We start from the raw sequence: 19,880 nt of genomic DNA, 5'->3' as shown, positions 1-19,880 counted from the left end.
GGGGAACCAGGTTCCCCCTATGGCCATATTCAGCAGTTGTCAGTGCCGGGCCGCAAATTCACGGCCACACTGACAAAGTCTGACTAACTGGCCGACTATAGCAGATTACTTCAGGTTGTAAAATGCATCACGGCCTGGATAGCTGGCAACTTCACCCAGATCCTCTTCGATACGCAGCAATTGATTGTATTTTGCTGTACGGTCAGAACGGGACATAGAGCCAGTTTTGATCTGCAGCGCATTCATACCAACTGCGATATCAGCGATGGTGCTGTCTTCTGTTTCGCCGGAACGGTGAGAAATAACAGCGGTGTAACCAGCACGTTTTGCCATTTCTATCGCTGCGAAAGTTTCAGTCAGAGTACCGATCTGATTGATCTTGATCAGGATAGAGTTGGCGATATCTTTTTGTATGCCTTCTTTCAGGATCTTGGTGTTGGTCACGAACAGATCATCACCGACTAACTGTACTTTTTTGCCCAGTTTTTCAGTCAGGATTTTCCAGCCATCCCAGTCGCCCTCTGCCATCGCATCTTCAATCGAGATGATAGGATATTTGTCGACCCAAGTCGCCAGCAGGTTAGTGAAATCGGTGGAAGACAAAGTCAGGCCTTCACCTTCGAGGTGATATTTGCCGTCTTTGTAGAATTCAGATGCTGCGCAATCCAGACCCAGAGCGATCTGTGTGCCTGGCTCGTAACCAGCCGCTTCTATCGCCTGAATGATCAGTTTAATCGCGGATTCGTGGTTATCAACGGAAGGTGCAAAACCGCCTTCGTCACCAACGGCTGTGGTCAGACCTTTGTCGTGCAGAATTTTTTTGAGTGCATGGAATACTTCAGCGCCGTAACGGACTGCTTCACGGAAGGAAGGAGCACCAACCGGAATAATCATGAATTCCTGGATGTCCAGGTTGTTATCAGCATGTGCTCCGCCGTTGATCACGTTCATCATAGGCACAGGTAATTGCATTGCGCCTGAACCGCCGAAGTAACGGTACAGTGGCAGACCAGCTTCTTCCGCCGCTGCTTTAGCAACCGCCATAGAAACCGCCAGCATCGCATTCGCGCCCAGACGGCCTTTGTTTTCTGTACCATCCAGATCGATCAGAGTGCGATCCAGGAAAGCCTGTTCATTCGCATCCAGACCCATGATCGCTTCTGCGATTTCTGTGTTGATGTTTTCGCAGGCTTTCAGTACGCCCTTGCCCAGATAACGGGATTTATCGCCATCACGCAATTCAATAGCTTCACGGGAACCGGTCGATGCACCGGAAGGAACAGCAGCACGGCCCATGACGCCGGATTCCAGCAAAACGTCACATTCCACGGTTGGGTTACCGCGTGAATCAATCACTTCACGACCGATAATGTCAACGATAGCACTCATTTATATCTCCTAAACGATCAAAATTGCGTACAAAATAAAAAGTTTTGCATCCGGGATTGCGGTCTTGAGATTCATAGCCAACCAAGCACAGGCAAGCCATCAGGAGACTAACGCAGCAGAAGCAAGACGACCATCTCACTGCTGCCGCAAGGATCAGCGACAGCAGTGAGTGTCACCAATCAATGATTAAGCAAAGCTGGATTCGAGGAATCCATTCTTCTTGACGATACGATCGAGATCCGTCAGGGTGGACAGCAATTCTTTCATGCGGTTCAGCGGTACGGCATTCGGGCCATCACACAAAGCCTTGGCCGGATCAGGATGCGTTTCCATGAACAGACCAGCCACACCGACCGCGACTGCGGCACGCGCCAGCACTGGAACAAACTGACGCTCACCACCGGAAGACGTACCCTGCCCGCCCGGCAATTGCACGGAATGGGTCGCATCAAACACGACCGGGCAATTGGTTTCACGCATAATCGCGAGTGAACGCATGTCAGAAACCAGATTGCCATAACCAAATGAAGCACCACGCTCACAAGCCATGAAGTTATCTTCATTCAAGCCTGCTGCACGTGCCGCAGCGCGTGCCTTGGCGATCACATTGACCATGTCATGCGGTGCCAGGAACTGGCCTTTTTTGATATTGACCGGCTTACCGGCACGGCCACAGGCCTCGATAAAGTCCGTCTGACGCGACAGGAAAGCTGGCGTCTGCAACACGTCAACCACAGCCGCAACCGGCGCGATCTCATCTATCGAGTGGATATCCGTCAGTACTGGCACGCCGATTTCGCGTTTGACTGTGGCGAGTATTTCCAGACCCTTTTCCATCCCCAGACCACGGAAAGAAGAACCGGAAGAACGGTTCGCCTTATCGAAAGAGGATTTGTAAATGAAAGGAATACCGAGTTCCTTGGTCATATCGCGCAGAATTCCTGCGGTATCGAGCGCCATTTGTTCTGATTCGATCACGCAAGGACCGGCGATCAGAAAAAATGGCTGATCCAGACCGACATCATATCCACATAATTTCATGCTTGATTCCTTATGCCTTTTTATGGGCTAACGCCGCTTTTGCAAATGCGATGAACAGCGGATGTCCATCACGTGGCGTGGATTTGAACTCAGGATGGTATTGCACGCCGATGTAGAAAGGATGTACATCACGTGGCAATTCCATGATCTCGCACAGATCTTCGGAGGCAGTGCGGGAAGACACCACCAGACCGGCTGCTTCTATGCGTTCCAGGTAATGATTGTTTGCTTCGTAGCGATGACGGTGACGCTCAGTCACAACCGTGCCATAGATTTCTGCTGCCAGCGTATCCGGCTTGATGGCACAAGTCTGCGCGCCCAGACGCATAGTGCCGCCCAGATCAGAATTCTCGTCACGCTTTTCAACTTTACCGTCGGCGTTTTGCCATTCATCGATCAGCGCAACAACTGGCTGTTCTGTTTCAGGATCGAATTCTGTGGAATTCGCCATTTTCAGACCAGCCATGTTACGCGCGTATTCAATCAGCGCCACTTGCATACCGAGGCAGATACCGAGGTAAGGTACTTTGTGTTCACGTGCAAAGCGGGCAGCCAGGATTTTTCCTTCTACACCGCGCTTGCCGAAACCGCCAGGCACCAGGATCGCATCGTATTTTTCCAGCGATTTAGTACCGTGCGCTTCGATTTCTTCTGAATCCACGTATTCGATATTGACGCGGCTTTCGGTATGAATACCTGCATGACGCAGCGCTTCGGTCAGGGATTTGTAGGATTCAGTCAGGTCGACATACTTACCGACCATACCGATAGTGACTTCTGCCTTAGGATTTTCCAGCGCAAAAATCAGTTTGTCCCACATGGACAGATCTGCTGGCTTAGGATTGAGTCCCAGCGCGTCACACACGATTTTGTCCAGACCCTGATCATGCAGCATCTGAGGAATTTTGTAGATGGTGTCTGCATCCCAGACCGAGATCACGCCTTCTTCAGGAATGTTCGCGAACAGGGAGATTTTAGCGCGTTCATCATCCGGAATGCGGCGGTCAGCGCGGCACAGCAAAGCATCCGGGAAAATACCGATTTCACGCAGCTTCTGAACGCTGTGCTGGGTAGGCTTGGTTTTCAGTTCACCAGCCGCTGCCACGTAAGGCACCAGTGTCAGATGCACGAAGGCTGCTGCATTGCGACCTGCGCGCAGACTGAGCTGACGTGCTGCTTCGAGGAAGGGCAAAGACTCGATATCACCGACAGTACCGCCGATTTCAACCAGCGCCACATCGGCACCAGCCGCACCGCGGTGGATGAATTCCTGAATTTCATTGGTGATGTGCGGAATAACCTGCACTGTCTTACCCAGATATTCGCCACGACGCTCTTTGCGAATGACGGATTCATAGATCTGACCAGTGGTGAAGTTATTCACTTTTTTCATCTTGGAGCTGATGAAACGCTCATAGTGACCCAGATCCAGATCGGTCTCTGCACCGTCATCGGTAACAAACACTTCGCCATGCTGGAAAGGGCTCATGGTACCCGGGTCCACATTGATATATGGATCGAGTTTGAGCATAGTGACTTTGAGACCGCGGGATTCAAGAATAGCGGCGAGAGAGGCGGCAGCAATGCCTTTGCCTAGTGAGGAGACTACGCCCCCCGTAACGAATACGAACTTTGTCATTGCAGAAGGTGCCCGATGGCACAAGCGGGAAATTCGAATTATACATCACTCTTGTTCATGTAGACGAGTCCCGCGTGAATCCTGCCGCTTTTTTATTCAGACTGCCCTTGCTTAAGTCACAGGTTCAGCACCATTGCCGCCTAAGCCGGCAAACGCGCGGCAAGCAGCCAGCCTTGAAGAATAGGGCTGGCTATCAACTTGCACATTCTTGCTAATTAACAGTGGCGAAGCTGACTTACTTAAGCGCGTAATTAAATTGCAATTTCACGAAATTCTGCGCGCCATAAGCATTGGAAATCTCTTCTATCTCGTTAGCACGACGCACCAGCGAAACCAGCACGCCTGAGCCATTTTTTTGCCAGCGATAGCCCAGCTCCAGCTCACCACCCCAGCGCTTAGCATGTAAGGCATTCGCCTGATGCGCAAAGTAGCCACCCTGCACGGTCGCATTGTAAGCCGTGTACTTAGGCTCTGCGCGTGCAAAGCCATAGCTGGCATCCTGCGCGGGCAGCAAATTCAACTGCCCTATGCGCCATTCCAGCTGGGCCGATACATCGGTCATGATATTGCCGAAGCGCCCCTTCACAGCCGGAGTCAGATCCATGCCCGACCACGGCAGCATACGGCCCGGCGCATAAGCCGCATGCAGCATCAGGCCAAACTCGTTCTTCAGCTGGGTACTCCAGCCTTGCGGTTGCGGCTGCTTAATCACGTGGTGTAGCTGCTCCTGGGTCCATTTACCCCCGGCGCAAGGCCCCAGGCAACCGAAATCCAGCCCATAACTGATACTGCGCCCGGTAGCATAAGCACTGGTCTTAAAAAAGCCGCCATACAGCCAGCCCGCATAGGGGTGATCAGGCACAGGAATTTGCGCAGGTGTGAGTTTGATATCAGAGGCAGTGTACAAATCCTGCCCTACGCGCCAGCCGTACTCCGTCTGGCGTAACTGATCAGCCACAGCAAACGACTTCTGAAGATGAATGCCGCTGGTATAGAAGCGATCATCACGATTCAGCAACAGGCTGTCATTTTCTATATTCAGTTGCAGTTGCTGCTTACCAGCACGCACTACCTGCTGCATTTCCTGCCAGTCAGGCGCATCAGCCAGCACTTGTGCCTGCGCCACCAGCGGCGCCAAAGTCAGCAGTGAAAGTGCAGCCATCGTTGCCAGCCCGTTAAAGCAGCTCAGCTTTTTATTCAGTACGCCATCGGCATTTTGCTTAGCTTTACTCATAGACCTCTTCATAGACCTATTCATAGACCTCTTTCTTCACTGCGCATTGCATTCAACATCGCCAGTACCGCCGTCGCGGTTTGTGCCGGCGCCTCCATAGGAATCAAATGCCCGCCTTGTATCAGTTGATAATGCTTACCCATTAATTTACGGGTGTAGTAATCACCGGCCTGACGGCATTCCAACGACTCATTACCACCCACGAAACCGACTGGCACTTGCGGCCGCTTGCGCAACAACTTGCCCAAAGTATGCGGCAGCGTGCGGTAAATCGCAGTTTCTATGGCGCGGTCAAAACTCAGCGTCACGCCTTGTTCGCACGGCATGGTACCGGCGCGCACATAATCCCACAATACTTCCGGCGGCCAGATTGCAAAAATCTCTTTGGCGGCGTAATGCTGATACGCAGCGTCCTGATCAGGCCACAGATGACGCCGGTTTTCAGAAGCGGCTGCCGGTGAAAACTTCTTATCGATGCCCAGCCACTTACTGACCCGCAACAGCATCGCGCGCCAGCCCGCCACTACTGGCGAATCGATCACCACTACTGCCTTGACCAGATCCGGTCGCTGCTGCGCGGTCATCAGCGACAGCAAGCCACCCAGCGAATGCCCGACTAAAATCACTGGCTGCCGATAGCGGCTTTCCAGCGTATCGATTAACTCCTGCACCAGATGCGGCCAGCCATCAGTGACTGGATAATTCGCCTGGTGGCCGATTTTTTCCGTCACTTGTACCTCATACTCCTGCCGCAAGTGATCGAGAAAAACACGGTAGCTGCCAGATGGGAAGCCATTACCGTGTACGAAATGAATATTTGTTTGCATGTCCCCTGCCTTCATCTTCCTGTTTGCGCGCGTACCTGCAGACTGACTGTGTTTATGTTTTTTCCCTGTTTTTGGGCTTATTGCCCATACCAGTAACGCGCGTGTTGTTTTCTATATTCGGAAATATGCAATGATGCTTCAAAATCAAGTTGAATAGCACCTGCCTCATCGGTTCTTAGATGGTTTATTCCAAATGCCTGATAGCGTTCCAGCACCACAGGCTTGGGGTGGTGGTAGCGATTCAGGTAGCCAGACTGGATCACAATCAGTTCAGGATGCACCGCTTGCAGAAATGCCGCCGTAGATGAAGTGCCGCTGCCGTGGTGCGGCGCCAGCAAAACGGTAGCTGGCAGTTTCTCAGGCAGCATATGCAGCATCTCGTCTTCCTGTATCGCTTCTGCGTCGCCTGGTAACAGCATAGATAACTGCGGCGTCGAAATTTTCAGGGTACAGCTGCGCGCATTGGGCTTCCATTTATCGCTCGCATAGCTGGCTGCAGTCGGCTGCAGCATCTCAAATGTGACACCATCCCATTGCCAGGACTGGCCTGCAACGCAGGCGCTGTGCGGGCGTGCAGACTGACGCAGGGCATGCTGATCAGGCAGGGAGCTGATCACGCCATCTACTGCCATTTGCGCCAGTATGCTGGCAGCACCGCCTGAGTGATCGGTGTCCTGATGTGAAATCAGCAAACGATCGAGTTTGCGTATGCCCTGAGCCCGTAAAAACGGCAAAATCACGCGGCTACCCGCATCGCTATCTTGGCCGTAAGCCGGACCAGTGTCATATAACAGCGTATGCTGCCGGGTCTGTATCAGCACAGCGGTACCCTGCCCCACATCCAGCACCGTGGCGCGAAAGCCTGCCTCAGCTATTGCGGGTGGATGCGGCATCAGCACAGGCAGCAAGCAGACCAACCCCAACCAGCGCATCGGCAAAGCACGCGGCCCCAGCAGCCACAACACCCCTAGCATCGCCAGCAAAAACATCGGCAAGGATGGTTGTGGCGCAGTCCAGATCACCCAGTCCGGCGCACTGAGCCAGGCCAGCAACTCCGCCATCAGCGCAATACCGGCATGCGCCAGACTCAGCAGCCAGCCACAGAAAGGCTCAGGCAGGAAGACACCAGACAAGACCAGCGGGGTAATCAGAAAACTCACCAGCGGTATCGCAAACGCATTCGCCAGCGGACTAATCAGCGAAATCTGCGCAAACAGCAGCATGGTCAGTGGCAGCAAACCCAGCGTGATGCCATACTGGGTACGCAATGCGGCATGCCAGTTGCGGCGCAGACGCACCCGCCAGTCACTGTCTGCATTGAGGCTGCCAATAGCTTCATCTCTGGCCACATACAAAATCACTGCAACCGCCACAAAGGACAGCCAGAATCCCGGCCACATCAGAGCCCAGGGATCAATCACCAGCACCACACACAGCGCCAGTGCAAGCACAGAAGAAAATTGATTAAAACGCCCGCTCCAAATCGCTACTGCAACCGTAAGCAGCATATACATCGTTCTTTGCGCAGGCACACCAAACCCTGCCAGTGCCACATACAGCACAGCGACTGCAGCAGCCGTCGCCGCCATCACCTTTTGCGCCGGCAGCCTTAATGGCAAAGGCCGTGTATGGAATATGAAGAATGAACGTCGCCACAAAGCACCCATCAACACCGCAAAAAAACCCGCCAGCATGGTGATGTGCAAACCAGAAATGCTGATCAGATGACCGATGCCGGAACGCTGAAAAATATTCCATTCCGCCTGACGGATTTCGCGCTGATCGCCGATCACCAGCGCCACCACCACTGCTGCATAGGGCTTACCAAGCAAGGCTGCATGGATACGTTCGCGCAACCAGCCGCGACAACGGTCTACCGCATACAGCACACCCGGCACAAAGTCCTGTAGCGGCTGAATTGCGGCTGACTGTGCGGTTTGTATCGTGCCGGTAGCGCGTACACCCTGTTCCAGCATCCACAATTCGGCATCAAAACCGCCAGGATTCTGATTGCCATGCGGACGTTTCAGACGTACCGGCAAGCGCCAGCGCTGACCTGCTTTGAGGCTTGGCGCCTCACCAGCTCTGGCTGGCCAGAATAAACTGATACGGGAGGGAAGCCGGTCTTGACCCGGCAGTGGGGCTTGCGCTGCGCTTGTTTGCGCAGCTTTGAATTCGCTCAGAGTCTCAACGTCCAGTTGAAAGCTGCTGCCATTCACATTCACGCCCGGCAAGCTGGCTACCACGCCAGTCACCAGTAAATCGCGTCCTTCCAAGGCCTCTGGCAAGGCGGTTTGCAAAGCCAGCTCTGCGCGCCAGTCAGCCCAGGCTATTCCTATCAGCGCAGCAGCCAGCAATGCAGCCGCTCTGCGCACATAAGGCAAATGCAGTTTGAACACGCACAGCCATAAGCCGCCTGCGGCAACAAGCACAGCGATCAGCGTCGTTGATGTCAGCAGGCTGGCTTGCTGTTGCAGCCACAAGATACCCAGCGTCAGTGCGATAGCAAAGCTGCGCATGACGCTATTACCTCAATTGAGTAAAAGGCGCGGCAACACCTCGCGCGCATTGCGTGAACTGGCCGCTGCGATGTCAGCGACATCCATCGCGCGCAACTGCGCCAGCACTGCGCCTATCGCCGGTATCTGATCCGGCCGGTTATAGCCTTCCCTGATCCAGCTGGGCGGTATATCAGGCGCATCGGTTTCCAGCACCAGCGCATCGAGTGGCAGTTCCGCTGCCAGTCGGCGGATTTGCAAAGCGCGCGTAAACGTCATCGCGCCACCAAAGCCCAGCTTACAACCCAGATCCAGAAAATGCCCGGCTTGCTGCACACTGCCATTGAAGGCATGCGCGATTCCGCCCCGAACCCGGATGCGGCGCAAATGCTTGAGTACTTTGTCTTGCGAACGCCGTACATGCAGCAAGACCGGCAAATCAAAATCCCTGGCGATTTTTAACTGCTCGGTATAAAAAAATTCCTGCTTTTCCAGCAAAGGACTTTGGGTCAGCGCAGGTACAAAATAATCCAAGCCTATCTCACCGACCGCAACCAGCTGATGCGCGTGTTCACTGCTCAGCACCTGCTCTATACGCTGACGTAAAATCTGCAAATGACTTTCATCCGAAGTCGGCACATACATGGGATGGATGCCCAGCCCATACACGCATGCCGCATGCTGCTGCGCCAGTTGCTGCACCTGATTGAACAAGTTCAGATGCACCGCTGGTACCACAATCTGACTCACCCCTGCCGCCACCGCCTGCTGTGCAAGCTGCAGCGAAGTCCCGCCAAACTCGCTCGCATCGAGATGACAATGCGTATCTATCCACATACCTGTTCACTTTGCAAATTGGCTACTAATGCGCCGATTATGCGGGAATTCTGCTTATGACGCCAAGCGGAAGTTAGCGTGGCGGCGGTTCACCTCACCGGATTCGCACAAGCTTGCCGCAAACCATAAAAAACACAGGCTGCGGCACCTGCTGCGATCAGATGTTTCAGACTGTGGCCACTAACGCAAGCGGTCAGGCTCAGGATGCGGTGGTCCGCCATTTCAGCCAGCTTAGCCAGTACATAACAGGCGATGGCGGCATTAAACCAGCGACGAACCCGGTGATCGACTTGCCAGATACCTTGCCACACTATGACCAGCAGCACTGTCCATAACTGCAGCAACAGATAGGGACGCAAGTCTGCGCTGTAGCGCCACCAAATCACGCTGGCGACTGCCAGCATCAGGCCCAGCATTAACTCAAGTAAGGCGCGATACGGCGTCATGCCCGGCTTAGCATCGGCACGTAAGCCGCAGATCAGGCAAACGGATGCAATGGCAATCGCCATCCTGTCCCAAAACAAACGCGCATCATCCGGCGCCAGATGATAGTAAGCCGATGCAGCTGCGGTCAGGAATACGGTCACACACAATAAGCCAAACGCAGGCAGCGCCGACGCTGAACGTGCGTAACGCTGCTGCACAAACAGCTGATAACCCGCCAGCGCAGCAACGAACGCGAAGCCCAGATTACTCAATACATCGGCAGCATGCGGAATACCCAGCCAGACACCCTGATCGGCAAATTCATGATAATGGGCCAATTGCAAGACCGGTCCATGCCATAACATCGCACACATACTGATGAATACTATCGCTGTCGGCAGCCACTTCATTGATATACGCATTGTTTTCCTCCATATCGACATCACTGACTAACAGACTGCCCAGAGGCAGCTTGTTAGTGACGTTATTTGACCAAAAAACCAGCGCAGAGCTTGCCAAAGCAAGGCAAATAATGAAACCATGCAGGAAAAAGTCAGTTGTTATCGCAAGAAAAGTAGCTGAAATCGCTACCATAGTGCAACTTCATCGAAATCAACAGGCCCGTTCAGCGAGCTGGCAGAATAAACACAGAGGCAAGGCAAACCATGAATGAAATCCGGCAAATCATGCGCACCATCAAAAGCCAGCTCAAGCTGCAAGGGAAAACCTATCGTGATGTAGCGGAAGCGCTGGCGCTGTCAGAGGCCAGTGTGAAGCGCATACTGCGCGAAGAGAACGCCGTAAATCTGAGTCTGGAACGCATACTGCAAATCGCACATTTTCTCGGCTTGACCTTGATGGAACTGACGCAGGAAGCCAATCATCAGGGCAACCGTCTGCCCACGCTGAACCAGAATCAGGAAAAAGAACTGGTCGCCGATAAACGCCTGTTGCTGGTTGCAGTCTGCGCTATCAATCACTGGAGTATGGAAGAGATCATGCAAGTTTATCGCTATACCGAACCGGAATGCCTGCACTACCTGCTCAAGCTCGATAAGCTGGGGCTGATCACACTCTTACCCGGCAACCGCATCCGTCTCAACATCACACGCGATTTCGAATGGCTGCCCGCTGGCCCGATACGCCAGTATTTTCAGCAATCCGGCTTACATGATTTTCTGGATTCCCACTTCCACGACGACGAGCAAACGCTGAGCTTCAGCCATGGCATGCTGACCGAAGCCGCCATCAGCAAGCTACATAGCGAACTGCGCCAGCTCAAACGCAAATTCGCCGACCTGCATCAGGAAAGTCTGGCCGCCCCGCTCAAAAAACGGCGTGGCGTTGGCCTGCTGCTGGCCAGCCGTGAATGGGAACCGGCAGAATTTACCGGTTTCAGAAGATTGCCGGGCAAGGCAAAATGAGCCGCGCACATCGCTGAGCAAAGCCAGGCAGTGGAAAAGCAAACCAGGGATAGTCCGGCACATTATTAATAGAAATGCTACATTTACACCCAGCATTTGTTTTTCGCTGATTTGCTTAGGCTGATCTGTTTAGCCTTAACCCTGCTCACACCCACCTGAAAGTTCAGCATGAAAAAAGTAGCGCTCGTTGTCTCCATCTCTTATCAAGAAGAATCCAAAGCGGCATTTTTACAAGCACTCAGTGACCATCAGCAACGCAGTCTGCAAACCGAAGCAGGCACGCTGCAATTTGAATTACTGCAGCCTGATGAACTCAGCAATACCATCATGATCTTTGAGTTATACGCCAACCAGGAAGCCTATCAAGCACACGATCAGGGCAGCAGTCTGGCACGTTTCAAAGAACAAGCCGGCGCAATGATTACAGCACTCACGGTGCAGCAGTGCTCGGTCATATAAGTTAAAACTACTCAGTCGGCGCGGCCTGTTGAGGCGGCGTCGACAAAGCTATAGCAAGCCAGTCAGTTTTTAAAACACCATGCAGACCATACATCAATGCACACTACCGGACCTCGCTTTATCAGCTAGCTATGGCAAGTCCGGTGCCTATGCCGATTGTTATTACATCGATCTGGCGCATGAAATTACGCTCAGCGATTACGTATATGCCTTCTACACCACACCACTGTTTAGGATAGAACGCTTCCTGCTGAGATGGCTCGCCAGGCGCCCGTCAACTGAACACGATGCAGAACAACTGGCGCTGAATCAAACCCGCCAATTTGCGATCTGGGATGTGGAACAGCGCAATGCCAGGCAAATCCTGCTGCGCGATGCCACCAGACGCACACGCTCCTGGCTCATGGTGGAGGCACTGAATACGCAGCAACACCATACAACCCGGCTTTACTTTGGCAGCGTGGTTGTCCCCAAATCACGCGCAGCGGATGGCAGCGCATCTTTTGGATTTGTTTTCCACCTGCTATCCGGTTTTCATCACATATACAGCAAAGCTTTACTGCGTGCGGCGCAGACCAGACTAAGCCGTTTGCGAAAAGACGTTGAAGCCTAGTCAGTATTGCTCAGTTTTTGGCTGGATTTTTAACAAAATAACTGCCGAAACGCTTTGCAGGCAACAGCCGCAACAGCGCGATGTGACGTAAGCTTTATTGATTCAATTAAATATCAAAATGAACACGACTATGCTAAAGTCAAAGAATTAATTTATAACAACATGCAACATGAATACCCAACAACTGCTTGCCACTCCTGATTCTGTCCGTAACTGCGCTGCTGTCTTGTTTGGTGCAATGGTGAGCTGCGGCCTCAGCAACGCTATTGTATTTGCCGTCACATCGGGATATTTCTGGCTACACAACACCCCTGGCGTACCAGCCACAGCATCGGATGTCAGCACACTCGCGTTCACACTCACACTGATCGGCGCTCACCTGTTAAGCCTGATAGGTCCGTTAGCTGGCGGCGGCTGGGTAGTCAAACTCAGTGCATCAGGACTTACGCGCAACACACTGCTGGCCAGTCTGTTCGCAGCTGGTTTATGCGTCTGGGTGCAACGCCTGCCCCATGATCTGCCTGTCCCTGTATGGTCTTCCATCGCTGCCCTGGTCTTGCCACTGTTTGCCTTACCGCTCGGTGTCTGGCTTTACAAACGCGATCATTGAGATTCGTCAGGCAATACCCGGTATCCCGCATCCGGGTTCGCCATATTTCTTACGCAATCAAGGACACATCATGCAAGCCCTGCTGACACTTTTCATCGCCGCTGCAAGCACTGCTTCTGCCTACGCCACAGAAACCCAGCCTGTGTGCAAACTCACTGCCTTGACGCCGCCCGCAATCGTCTTGTCAGAGGCTGTCGAAGCCCCCACCCTCTCCACCGGAGACAGCAAGGCACTACGCACCATATCCCTGCATGAACCCGTAGGCACCACCGACCAGTTTCTGTACGCCGCACTGATCGATCGCAATGCGCAGCAAGCCTGGGTCTACCAATACGGCGGCTTTTCCGGCGCCTACAAGTGGTACGGGCCGTACAAAGTTGATGTCACCGACTTCGAAAACTGCCCGCGAACCAAAGGCTATATGCCGTTGAATGTGGTGGTGCAAAAGCAGGGTGAATTAGAGATGTTGCCGGGTACGGATTTGTTGAGATGAGTACTGGGTTTGGGGTGAGTAGGGGATAGGCGGGCATGCGTCATTCTCTGTTCAGGAGTAAGTTTTTCGCTTATTGAGACGGAAAATCTTGTAAGCACATATCAATGACATCAAGCTTAAATGTTATCGAGTGTAATTTCCGCATTTGAACTGAAATGAAGTCTAATCATTCCATCCATTCGTCCCGCATTAGGCGAACAGCACTTGTCAAACGTTTGGGGAGCCCAGAATGAAGTTCATTCTTTGCATGATTATTTCATTTCTCTCAAATACTGCACTTGCAGAAGAAAAAATGTGGCCTGGCTCACCTCCAGATTGTTGGCGAGAGTCGAGAAATGTCCATTCATATGATGATTTTCACTCACTCATTGAGCAAAACATAAAAATCACAAACCGGGCTGCCGAAAAGCCATCACAGGGTGAAATATCTCCAAACAAGGCTTACCTGTTTATTAAAAAAATAGTCGGCCTCGTGGTCACATCACGGTTTATTCAGAAAAACCCAATCTGACAGACATTAGTTTCACAAACATTTTCGGCCTCTCCGGTGTAAAGTGGATCAACGAAAAACTCATTTTTATCCGCGTATGGTGGGGTAGAACCGGTGGGTCCGACATTATCTATGACGTAGAATTTGAGAAAATTCTTTACACTGAAAGTGTGACAGACGCTAACATCGCTTTTAGGCAATACAAAGACAGTTGCCAAACCATGGGCGGCTGCACATGTATCAAGAAGAAATAGCACCCATAATTGCTGGCACTAATAAATCCAGGCAAGCACTTGCCTACCTCGAAAATGTTTGCCACGGATGTGCCAATAGGCTGTATGAATAAAGAGAGTAGCAATTTACCACTCAGTTTGCCATCAAAGGACGATTCGACGAACCACATAGTGCAGAATGATGTTCAAAACTAGCGAAGATACTTCATCACTCATGTTGGCAATTGGCAGGCGGTTTGGCTTATAAAAAATAATCTGAACTTGATTAGCTTAGTTCAAGAATAAGAATGCGAAAATTCGGAAACGTACCCACACAAACAATCATTCAAGCATGTGCCTATATATGAAATTTATCGTTGGATTACTCATACTTTTCTTCAGCCATTTTGTTTTTGCAGCGGAAAAGTGCATTGAACGTGGCAATCTTGCCGGGACTATGGTGATAACAAAAAAAACGACAATTGAGTCTTTAAAGAAAAATCCAATGTCAGGCCCAATGGCAGAGGTTTGGCGTCATATGATTTATCTAGGTGGAGATGAATATCAAAAGCTAGGTGATGATAAAGAGCATATTGTCGCCACTGTAAAATTTATTGAAAAAAACAATTTCTCGGAAGATTGGCGCGTGGATTTACTAATCTTTCAAGAATATTTTCAAAGCTTATGCGAACAAAACCTGGATATTTTGACCACTCCCCAAATCGACATTAACGCCTTATCCACATGTTTTAAAGAAAATTCTCAACGGGATGATAAATACAAGGTATGCGTTCGGGCTCAATTTGCAGGGAAGGTAAAATGAAAAAGTGAACAGAGTCGTTCTTCCAGTTCAGTGACCGGGCGGCCGCGATCCGTGACTTCAATCTTAAATTGTTTTGTATGACACTCACAAGCTCATATTGCCCCCTGTTGGGCTAAACTATAAGTTCAGAGCTGCCTACCAAAGTCGGGACGATTCACTTCGCACACAAGACAACCAGGCATTAGCGTTGATTGCGAAACATTGCTTGTGCCTAGGTTTTGTGCTCATGCCAGCATTCCAAGGCTAAATGCGTTTTCTTCATTAAAACAAGTTAGCGAACCATCGTCTGGCCGTACGAAAAATATTCCACTTTTCAATCATCACATGCCGCTCTATACAAAACTAATTCCGACCCAAGCAAACGATCAAGTAACTATTGAGCGGATAAAAGTACTCGCAAAAAAGCAAAATTTCATTTTCGATCAAATCCTGAGTAGCATCGTTCCAGGCAGAACAACGGCAGACCTGGCGGACATAGCGCGTGCAGCAGCGAAAGAAACCGGAGTTGAATTTTCATTTCGCAAGCAGTTTTCATTTCCAGAAGATATTTCCATTTGCCGTAACCACGAAATAATGAATGGAATACCAAAACATAACACGCTTATTGAAGCAGGTGATTTGATCAAGATATCACTCGGAACGAATGACGCTATGAGTGCGCTTTGCAGTCAGAACTGGACCGTGCTTGCAGGGGAAGAAAAAGCTTCGCCAGCAAAAATCCATATAATGTCATCCACAATGAAATGCCTGGAAAAAGCAATTCAGATTTGCGTACCAAATGCGAAGATCTCAAGCATCGTGACTGCATTGCATGAAGTCGCTCTGGCGGAAAAAATGGTTTTATCTAAGAAGTTTTCTGGTCACCTGATAGGCCGGGAACCAATCATGCTTCCACAATTTGTTTTACCAAAGGGACTTATAGGCGAAGATCATACCCTTTCGACAGGAACGATGTTTTCTTTACTAGCGTTGGGACATACAGCACAACCGCATGAAAAACTAGCTGCGGATAACTGGACGGTGATTGACAAAGAGCGGCTTCCGTCAGCGGTCTTTAGTCATGTTGTGCTGATTGGTGACAATGGCCCCGAGGTACTCACTTCTACATATAAGTGAATAGCCAACATAACATTTAAGGACGAAGCTACAAGTATTTTATTTCTAAGTGCAGCTTAACCCAGAAAAAAATCACATGAAACGCACAGTCATCATCTGCCACTTCATCACGCTGCTTATCTGCGTATTGACCTATTTGAAAACTACAGCCATCTGGTCTGTTGCGGCCATCGACTGGCTGCTACCTGGTGGACAAGTAAATACGAGTGCGCTCTTGTTAGCAATCGTCTACAACATAGCCATGTTGTGCACCATCGTTTTTCCTCTTTCCTGGTCGGGCCGGGATCAACTTGTTTTTGGCGCAGGTTTTGGTGTGTGCCTGGGTCTGGTCTTGCTGAATGCGGTCGGAATGAAACCCGGCATTCTTCAGTGTGTTGCATCATTCGCTTTGGCTAGTTACGAACGACAATTGGGTAACAGAAACAGGTCTGCTCGAAGCAGCGGAGATGCTGCCTAAGCGATCACGCAACATACACACTGACGAAAAATCTGATTTTTTCTAAACGCCACCTGTTCTTCTCATGCGAACAGAGAGCTGCTTGACGCTACCCACCACCAGCACCCCATAAAGGCGGTGCCGGCAAAACTGGCGGGATAGCAGAAAATACCTGACCTTAACTCACAGCCTGCGCTGCTTTCTTGCCGCGCAGGCGGCCCAGCAGGTGTTCGAAGTCGTCGATGTAGGTGAACACGGCGGGGACCACCAGCAGGCTCAGTAAGGTCGAGGTGATCAGGCCGCCGATCACGGCAATCGCCATTGGTGAGCGGAAGCTGGGGTCGGCGCCCCAGCCCAGAGCCAGCGGCATCATACCCGCGCCCATGGCGATGGTGGTCATGATGATAGGACGGCTGCGTTTATGGCAGGCATCGACCAGCGCATCAAAACGGCTCATGCCTTCTGCGCGTGCCAGCACCGCATAATCAACCAGCAGAATCGAGTTCTTGGTCACGATCCCCATCAACATAATCAGGCCTATCATGGACGGCATGGATAAGGCCTGACCGGTCACCAGCAAGGCAACGAAGGCACCGCCTATACTCAGCGGCAGTGCGGCCAGAATCGTTACCGGCTGCAGGAAGTCTTTGAACAGCAAGACCAGCACGCCATAGATACACAGGATACCGATCAGCATCGCGATACCGAAGCTGGCGAACAGCGCCTGCATTTCCTGCGCGTCGCCCAGTTCTGCGATGCTGACTGCGGCAGGCAGATTTTTCATGCTAGGCAGTGCGCGTGCTTCTTCATTGACTTCACCCAGTTGGCGATTGCCCAATTCCACATCCAGCGTGACATTGCGGCTGCGGTTCAGGCGGTCGATCTGGGCCGGGCCGGATTCCATCGTGACTTTAGCGACGGTCGCCAACATCACCGGACCATTTTTACCCGGCACCGTCAGGCGCTCGATATCGGCCAGGCTGGCGCGGAAGTGGTCAGGCAGTTTGATACGGATAGGCACCTGACGCTGCGCCAGATTCAGCTTAGGCAGCATAGTGTCGTAATCCCCTGCCGTCGCCACGCGCACCGTCTCACCGATGCTGGCAGCAGTCACACCCAGCTCGGCGGCACGTGCCATGTCGGGTCTGACGATGATTTCCGGGCGTACCAGCGAAGCGCTGGAACTGACGTTACCGACGCCTTTCAGGGTGCGCAATTCACGCTCTACGCTTCTGGCTGCTTCCACCAGCGCAACCGGGTCTTCACTCTTCAGCACTAACTGCATTTTGACGCCGGAATCCGGTGGGCCAACAGTGAATTTGGCACCTGGCAGTGACGCCAGTTTCTCGCGTATCGCGCCATCGATATCGGCCATGCTGGCCTTTCTGTTGTCGCGGTGAGTGGTAGTAATCGTCAACACCGCACGGCGTGCTTCAGCCGCAGCACCTGGTGCAAACGCATCACCGCTGGAGCCGCCACCGACAGAGCTGAAGATACTCAGCACATTGCGATCTTCCTTGATCAGCACGCGTGCCTGCTCTGCTAATGCCCGGGTCTCGGCCAGCGTGCTGCCGGGTGGCAGTTCGATGTTGACCTGGGTCTGGGCGCGATCAGAGGCGGGCACGAAACCGGTAGGCAGCAAACCGACCAGCATGATAGAGCCAACAAAGAATGCGCCCGCTGCCAGCATAGTCAACAGACGATGGCGCAGACACCATTGCATGGTGCGCATATAGCGCTGCATGATCCAGCCATCCGCCGATTCACCATGCGCATGTGCCTGTACATGCGCATCAGAGGCAGGCTTTAGCAGATAAGCGGCCATCATCGGAGTGAGCAAACGCGCCACCACCAGCGAAGCCAGAATCGCAATCACCGCTGTCCAGCCAAACTGTTTAAAGAATAGCCCCGGCACTCCGCCCATGAAAGCAGTCGGCAAAAACACAGCCACCAATGCAAAGGTCGTGGCAATCACCGCCATCCCGATTTCATCGGCTGCTTCCATCGCGGCTTGCATCGGGGTTTTACCCATTTGCAGATGGCGCGCGATATTTTCGATTTCCACAATCGCGTCATCAACCAAGACGCCAACCACCAGCGCCAGTGACAGCAAGGTCACGGTATTGAGGGTGTAACCGAAATACTTCAGCCCCAGAAAAGTCGGGATTACCGACAAAGGCAAAGCGGCCGCTGCGACCAGGGTGGCGCGCCAGTCACGCAGGAACCACCAGACCACCAGCACCGCCAGCAATGCGCCTTCGTACAGCAAATGCATGGAGCCATCAAAGTTTTCTTCTACCGGCTGCGCATTATCTATCGCTTCAAAGAAATGCAGCTTGGGATAGCTCGCCTTCATTTCTTCTATCGCCTGTTTGCTGGCCAGCGCCACATCGACTTCACTGGCACCCTTGGTGCGGAATACTTCAAAGCCCACCACCACTTTGCCATCCAGCGTCGCGACTGAGCGCGGCTCGGCGATGGTATCGCTGACCTTCGCTACCTGGTCCAGCCGTATGTGGCGGCCATCTGGCAGCGGCACATCCAATTGCGCCAGTTCTGCGGCAGTTTTGACAGTGGCGATGGTGCGTATCGATTGCTCGGCACCGCTGACATCACCACGACCACCGGGGGCTTCCTGCTGTACCAGTTTGATACGGCGCGAGACATCGACGGCGGACACATTCAAAGCAGCCATCTGATCGGCATTCAGCTCGACCCTCACTTCACGGTTAACGCCGCCTACCCGTTTGACGCCACCCACGCCGGGGATATTGCGCAGCCGCTTCGCCACGGTGTTATCCACGAACCAGCTCAAATCCTGAATATCCATGCGGCTTTCCGGGCCATCCTTGCTGTCAGCCGCATCTGCCTTGGCTTCCACGGTATAGGTGCTCACCACCCGCCCCGCTGTTGAGGCTTTGGTCACCACCGGGTCGCGCATTTCGCTGGGCAGATCCGCCCTGACTGTGGCGACTGCATCGCGCACTTCATTGACAGCATCCGAGATTTGTTTTTCGAGGATGAATTCCACCGTCACCGACACATCGCCGTCCAGCACCTTGGTGTAGACGTTCTTGACACCTTGCACTGAAGAGACTGCGTCTTCGATTTTACGTGCTACTTCGGTTTCCAGCTGAGCCGGTGCCGCGCCCTGTAAGGTCGCGCTGACAGTCACAATCGGTAATTCTATATCCGGAAAATCCTGCACTATCGTCGCTTTGAACGATAGCAGGCCAGCCAGCGTCAGCAAGATAAACAGCATGATCGCCGGTATCGGGTTTTTAATTGATAGCGCTGAAAAGTTCACAATCGC

General features: G+C 52.2%; 19 protein-coding genes. 9 read left to right on the top strand and 10 right to left on the bottom strand.

The window, feature by feature from the left end; translation table 11 throughout:
* Positions 1–105: 105 nt before the first annotated feature.
* The 9 genes from eno to H8K43_RS00570 all read right to left on the bottom strand — a co-directional run bounded on the left by eno (position 106) and on the right by H8K43_RS00570 (position 10,485).
* On the bottom strand, positions 106–1,389 hold the full coding sequence (gene eno / locus H8K43_RS00610) for a phosphopyruvate hydratase (protein ID WP_162018381.1): 1,284 nt from the start codon (positions 1,387–1,389) through the stop codon (positions 106–108).
* 186 nt (positions 1,390–1,575) lie between these two features.
* Positions 1,576–2,430, bottom strand: coding sequence for a 3-deoxy-8-phosphooctulonate synthase (kdsA, locus tag H8K43_RS00605; RefSeq protein ID WP_186902065.1), 855 nt, complete (start codon positions 2,428–2,430; stop codon positions 1,576–1,578).
* A 10-nt stretch (positions 2,431–2,440) separates the two neighbouring features.
* Positions 2,441–4,069 (bottom strand): CTP synthase, encoded by a 1,629-nt coding sequence (locus tag H8K43_RS00600; protein WP_186902064.1) that lies wholly within the window; start codon positions 4,067–4,069, stop codon positions 2,441–2,443.
* Between the two features lie 235 nt (positions 4,070–4,304).
* A complete protein-coding gene (locus H8K43_RS00595; protein WP_186902063.1) occupies positions 4,305–5,303 on the bottom strand; it encodes a lipid A deacylase LpxR family protein in 999 nt (332 codons plus the stop codon).
* Between the two features lie 20 nt (positions 5,304–5,323).
* Positions 5,324–6,130, bottom strand: coding sequence for an alpha/beta fold hydrolase (locus H8K43_RS00590; protein ID WP_186902062.1), 807 nt, complete (start codon positions 6,128–6,130; stop codon positions 5,324–5,326).
* 77 nt (positions 6,131–6,207) lie between these two features.
* Positions 6,208–8,649: a DNA internalization-related competence protein ComEC/Rec2 gene (locus H8K43_RS00585; protein WP_186902061.1), complete on the bottom strand. Its 2,442-nt coding sequence runs from the start codon at positions 8,647–8,649 to the stop codon at positions 6,208–6,210.
* A gap of 12 nt (positions 8,650–8,661) precedes the next feature.
* Positions 8,662–9,465 (bottom strand): TatD family hydrolase, encoded by an 804-nt coding sequence (locus H8K43_RS00580; protein ID WP_186902060.1) that lies wholly within the window; start codon positions 9,463–9,465, stop codon positions 8,662–8,664.
* An 89-nt stretch (positions 9,466–9,554) separates the two neighbouring features.
* On the bottom strand, positions 9,555–10,235 hold the full coding sequence (locus tag H8K43_RS00575) for a hypothetical protein (protein ID WP_186902059.1): 681 nt from the start codon (positions 10,233–10,235) through the stop codon (positions 9,555–9,557).
* Positions 10,213–10,485, bottom strand: a complete 273-nt coding sequence (locus H8K43_RS00570; protein ID WP_186902058.1) for a hypothetical protein — start codon at positions 10,483–10,485, stop codon at positions 10,213–10,215. The genes H8K43_RS00575 and H8K43_RS00570 overlap by 23 nt, the downstream gene beginning before the upstream one ends.
* Positions 10,486–10,556: 71 nt before the next feature.
* On the opposite strand from H8K43_RS00570, the gene H8K43_RS00565 reads away from it, so the two are divergent.
* From H8K43_RS00565 to H8K43_RS00525, 9 genes are all read left to right on the top strand, one after another.
* Entirely contained in the window at positions 10,557–11,315 is a 759-nt protein-coding gene (locus H8K43_RS00565; RefSeq protein ID WP_186902057.1) for a helix-turn-helix domain-containing protein, read from the top strand.
* A 168-nt stretch (positions 11,316–11,483) separates the two neighbouring features.
* Positions 11,484–11,774, top strand: a complete 291-nt coding sequence (locus H8K43_RS00560) for a putative quinol monooxygenase (protein WP_186902056.1) — start codon at positions 11,484–11,486, stop codon at positions 11,772–11,774.
* A gap of 79 nt (positions 11,775–11,853) precedes the next feature.
* Entirely contained in the window at positions 11,854–12,387 is a 534-nt protein-coding gene (locus H8K43_RS00555) for a hypothetical protein (protein WP_186902055.1), read from the top strand.
* Positions 12,388–12,556: 169 nt separating this feature from the next.
* Entirely contained in the window at positions 12,557–12,997 is a 441-nt protein-coding gene (locus H8K43_RS00550) for a hypothetical protein (RefSeq protein ID WP_186902054.1), read from the top strand.
* Between the two features lie 70 nt (positions 12,998–13,067).
* Entirely contained in the window at positions 13,068–13,490 is a 423-nt protein-coding gene (locus H8K43_RS00545) for a hypothetical protein (RefSeq protein ID WP_186902053.1), read from the top strand.
* Positions 13,491–13,719: 229 nt separating this feature from the next.
* On the top strand, positions 13,720–14,001 hold the full coding sequence (locus H8K43_RS00540) for a hypothetical protein (RefSeq protein ID WP_186902052.1): 282 nt from the start codon (positions 13,720–13,722) through the stop codon (positions 13,999–14,001).
* A 555-nt stretch (positions 14,002–14,556) separates the two neighbouring features.
* On the top strand, positions 14,557–15,015 hold the full coding sequence (locus H8K43_RS00535; RefSeq protein ID WP_186902051.1) for a hypothetical protein: 459 nt from the start codon (positions 14,557–14,559) through the stop codon (positions 15,013–15,015).
* 324 nt (positions 15,016–15,339) lie between these two features.
* Complete coding sequence (locus tag H8K43_RS00530) at positions 15,340–16,131, top strand: M24 family metallopeptidase (protein WP_186902050.1); 792 nt, start codon at positions 15,340–15,342, stop codon at positions 16,129–16,131.
* 76 nt (positions 16,132–16,207) lie between these two features.
* Positions 16,208–16,588 (top strand): hypothetical protein, encoded by a 381-nt coding sequence (locus tag H8K43_RS00525; RefSeq protein WP_186902049.1) that lies wholly within the window; start codon positions 16,208–16,210, stop codon positions 16,586–16,588.
* 157 nt (positions 16,589–16,745) lie between these two features.
* On the opposite strand, the gene H8K43_RS00520 is transcribed toward H8K43_RS00525, so the two are convergent.
* On the bottom strand, positions 16,746–19,874 hold the full coding sequence (locus tag H8K43_RS00520; protein WP_186902048.1) for an efflux RND transporter permease subunit: 3,129 nt from the start codon (positions 19,872–19,874) through the stop codon (positions 16,746–16,748).
* Positions 19,875–19,880 lie beyond the last annotated feature (6 nt).

It is taken from the genome of Cognatundibacterium curvum, from assembly GCF_014284235.1.
GTDB classification, from domain to species: domain Bacteria; phylum Pseudomonadota; class Gammaproteobacteria; order Burkholderiales; family Burkholderiaceae_D; genus Undibacterium; species Undibacterium curvum.
This window is presented reverse-complemented; position numbering and strand designations above follow the sequence as displayed.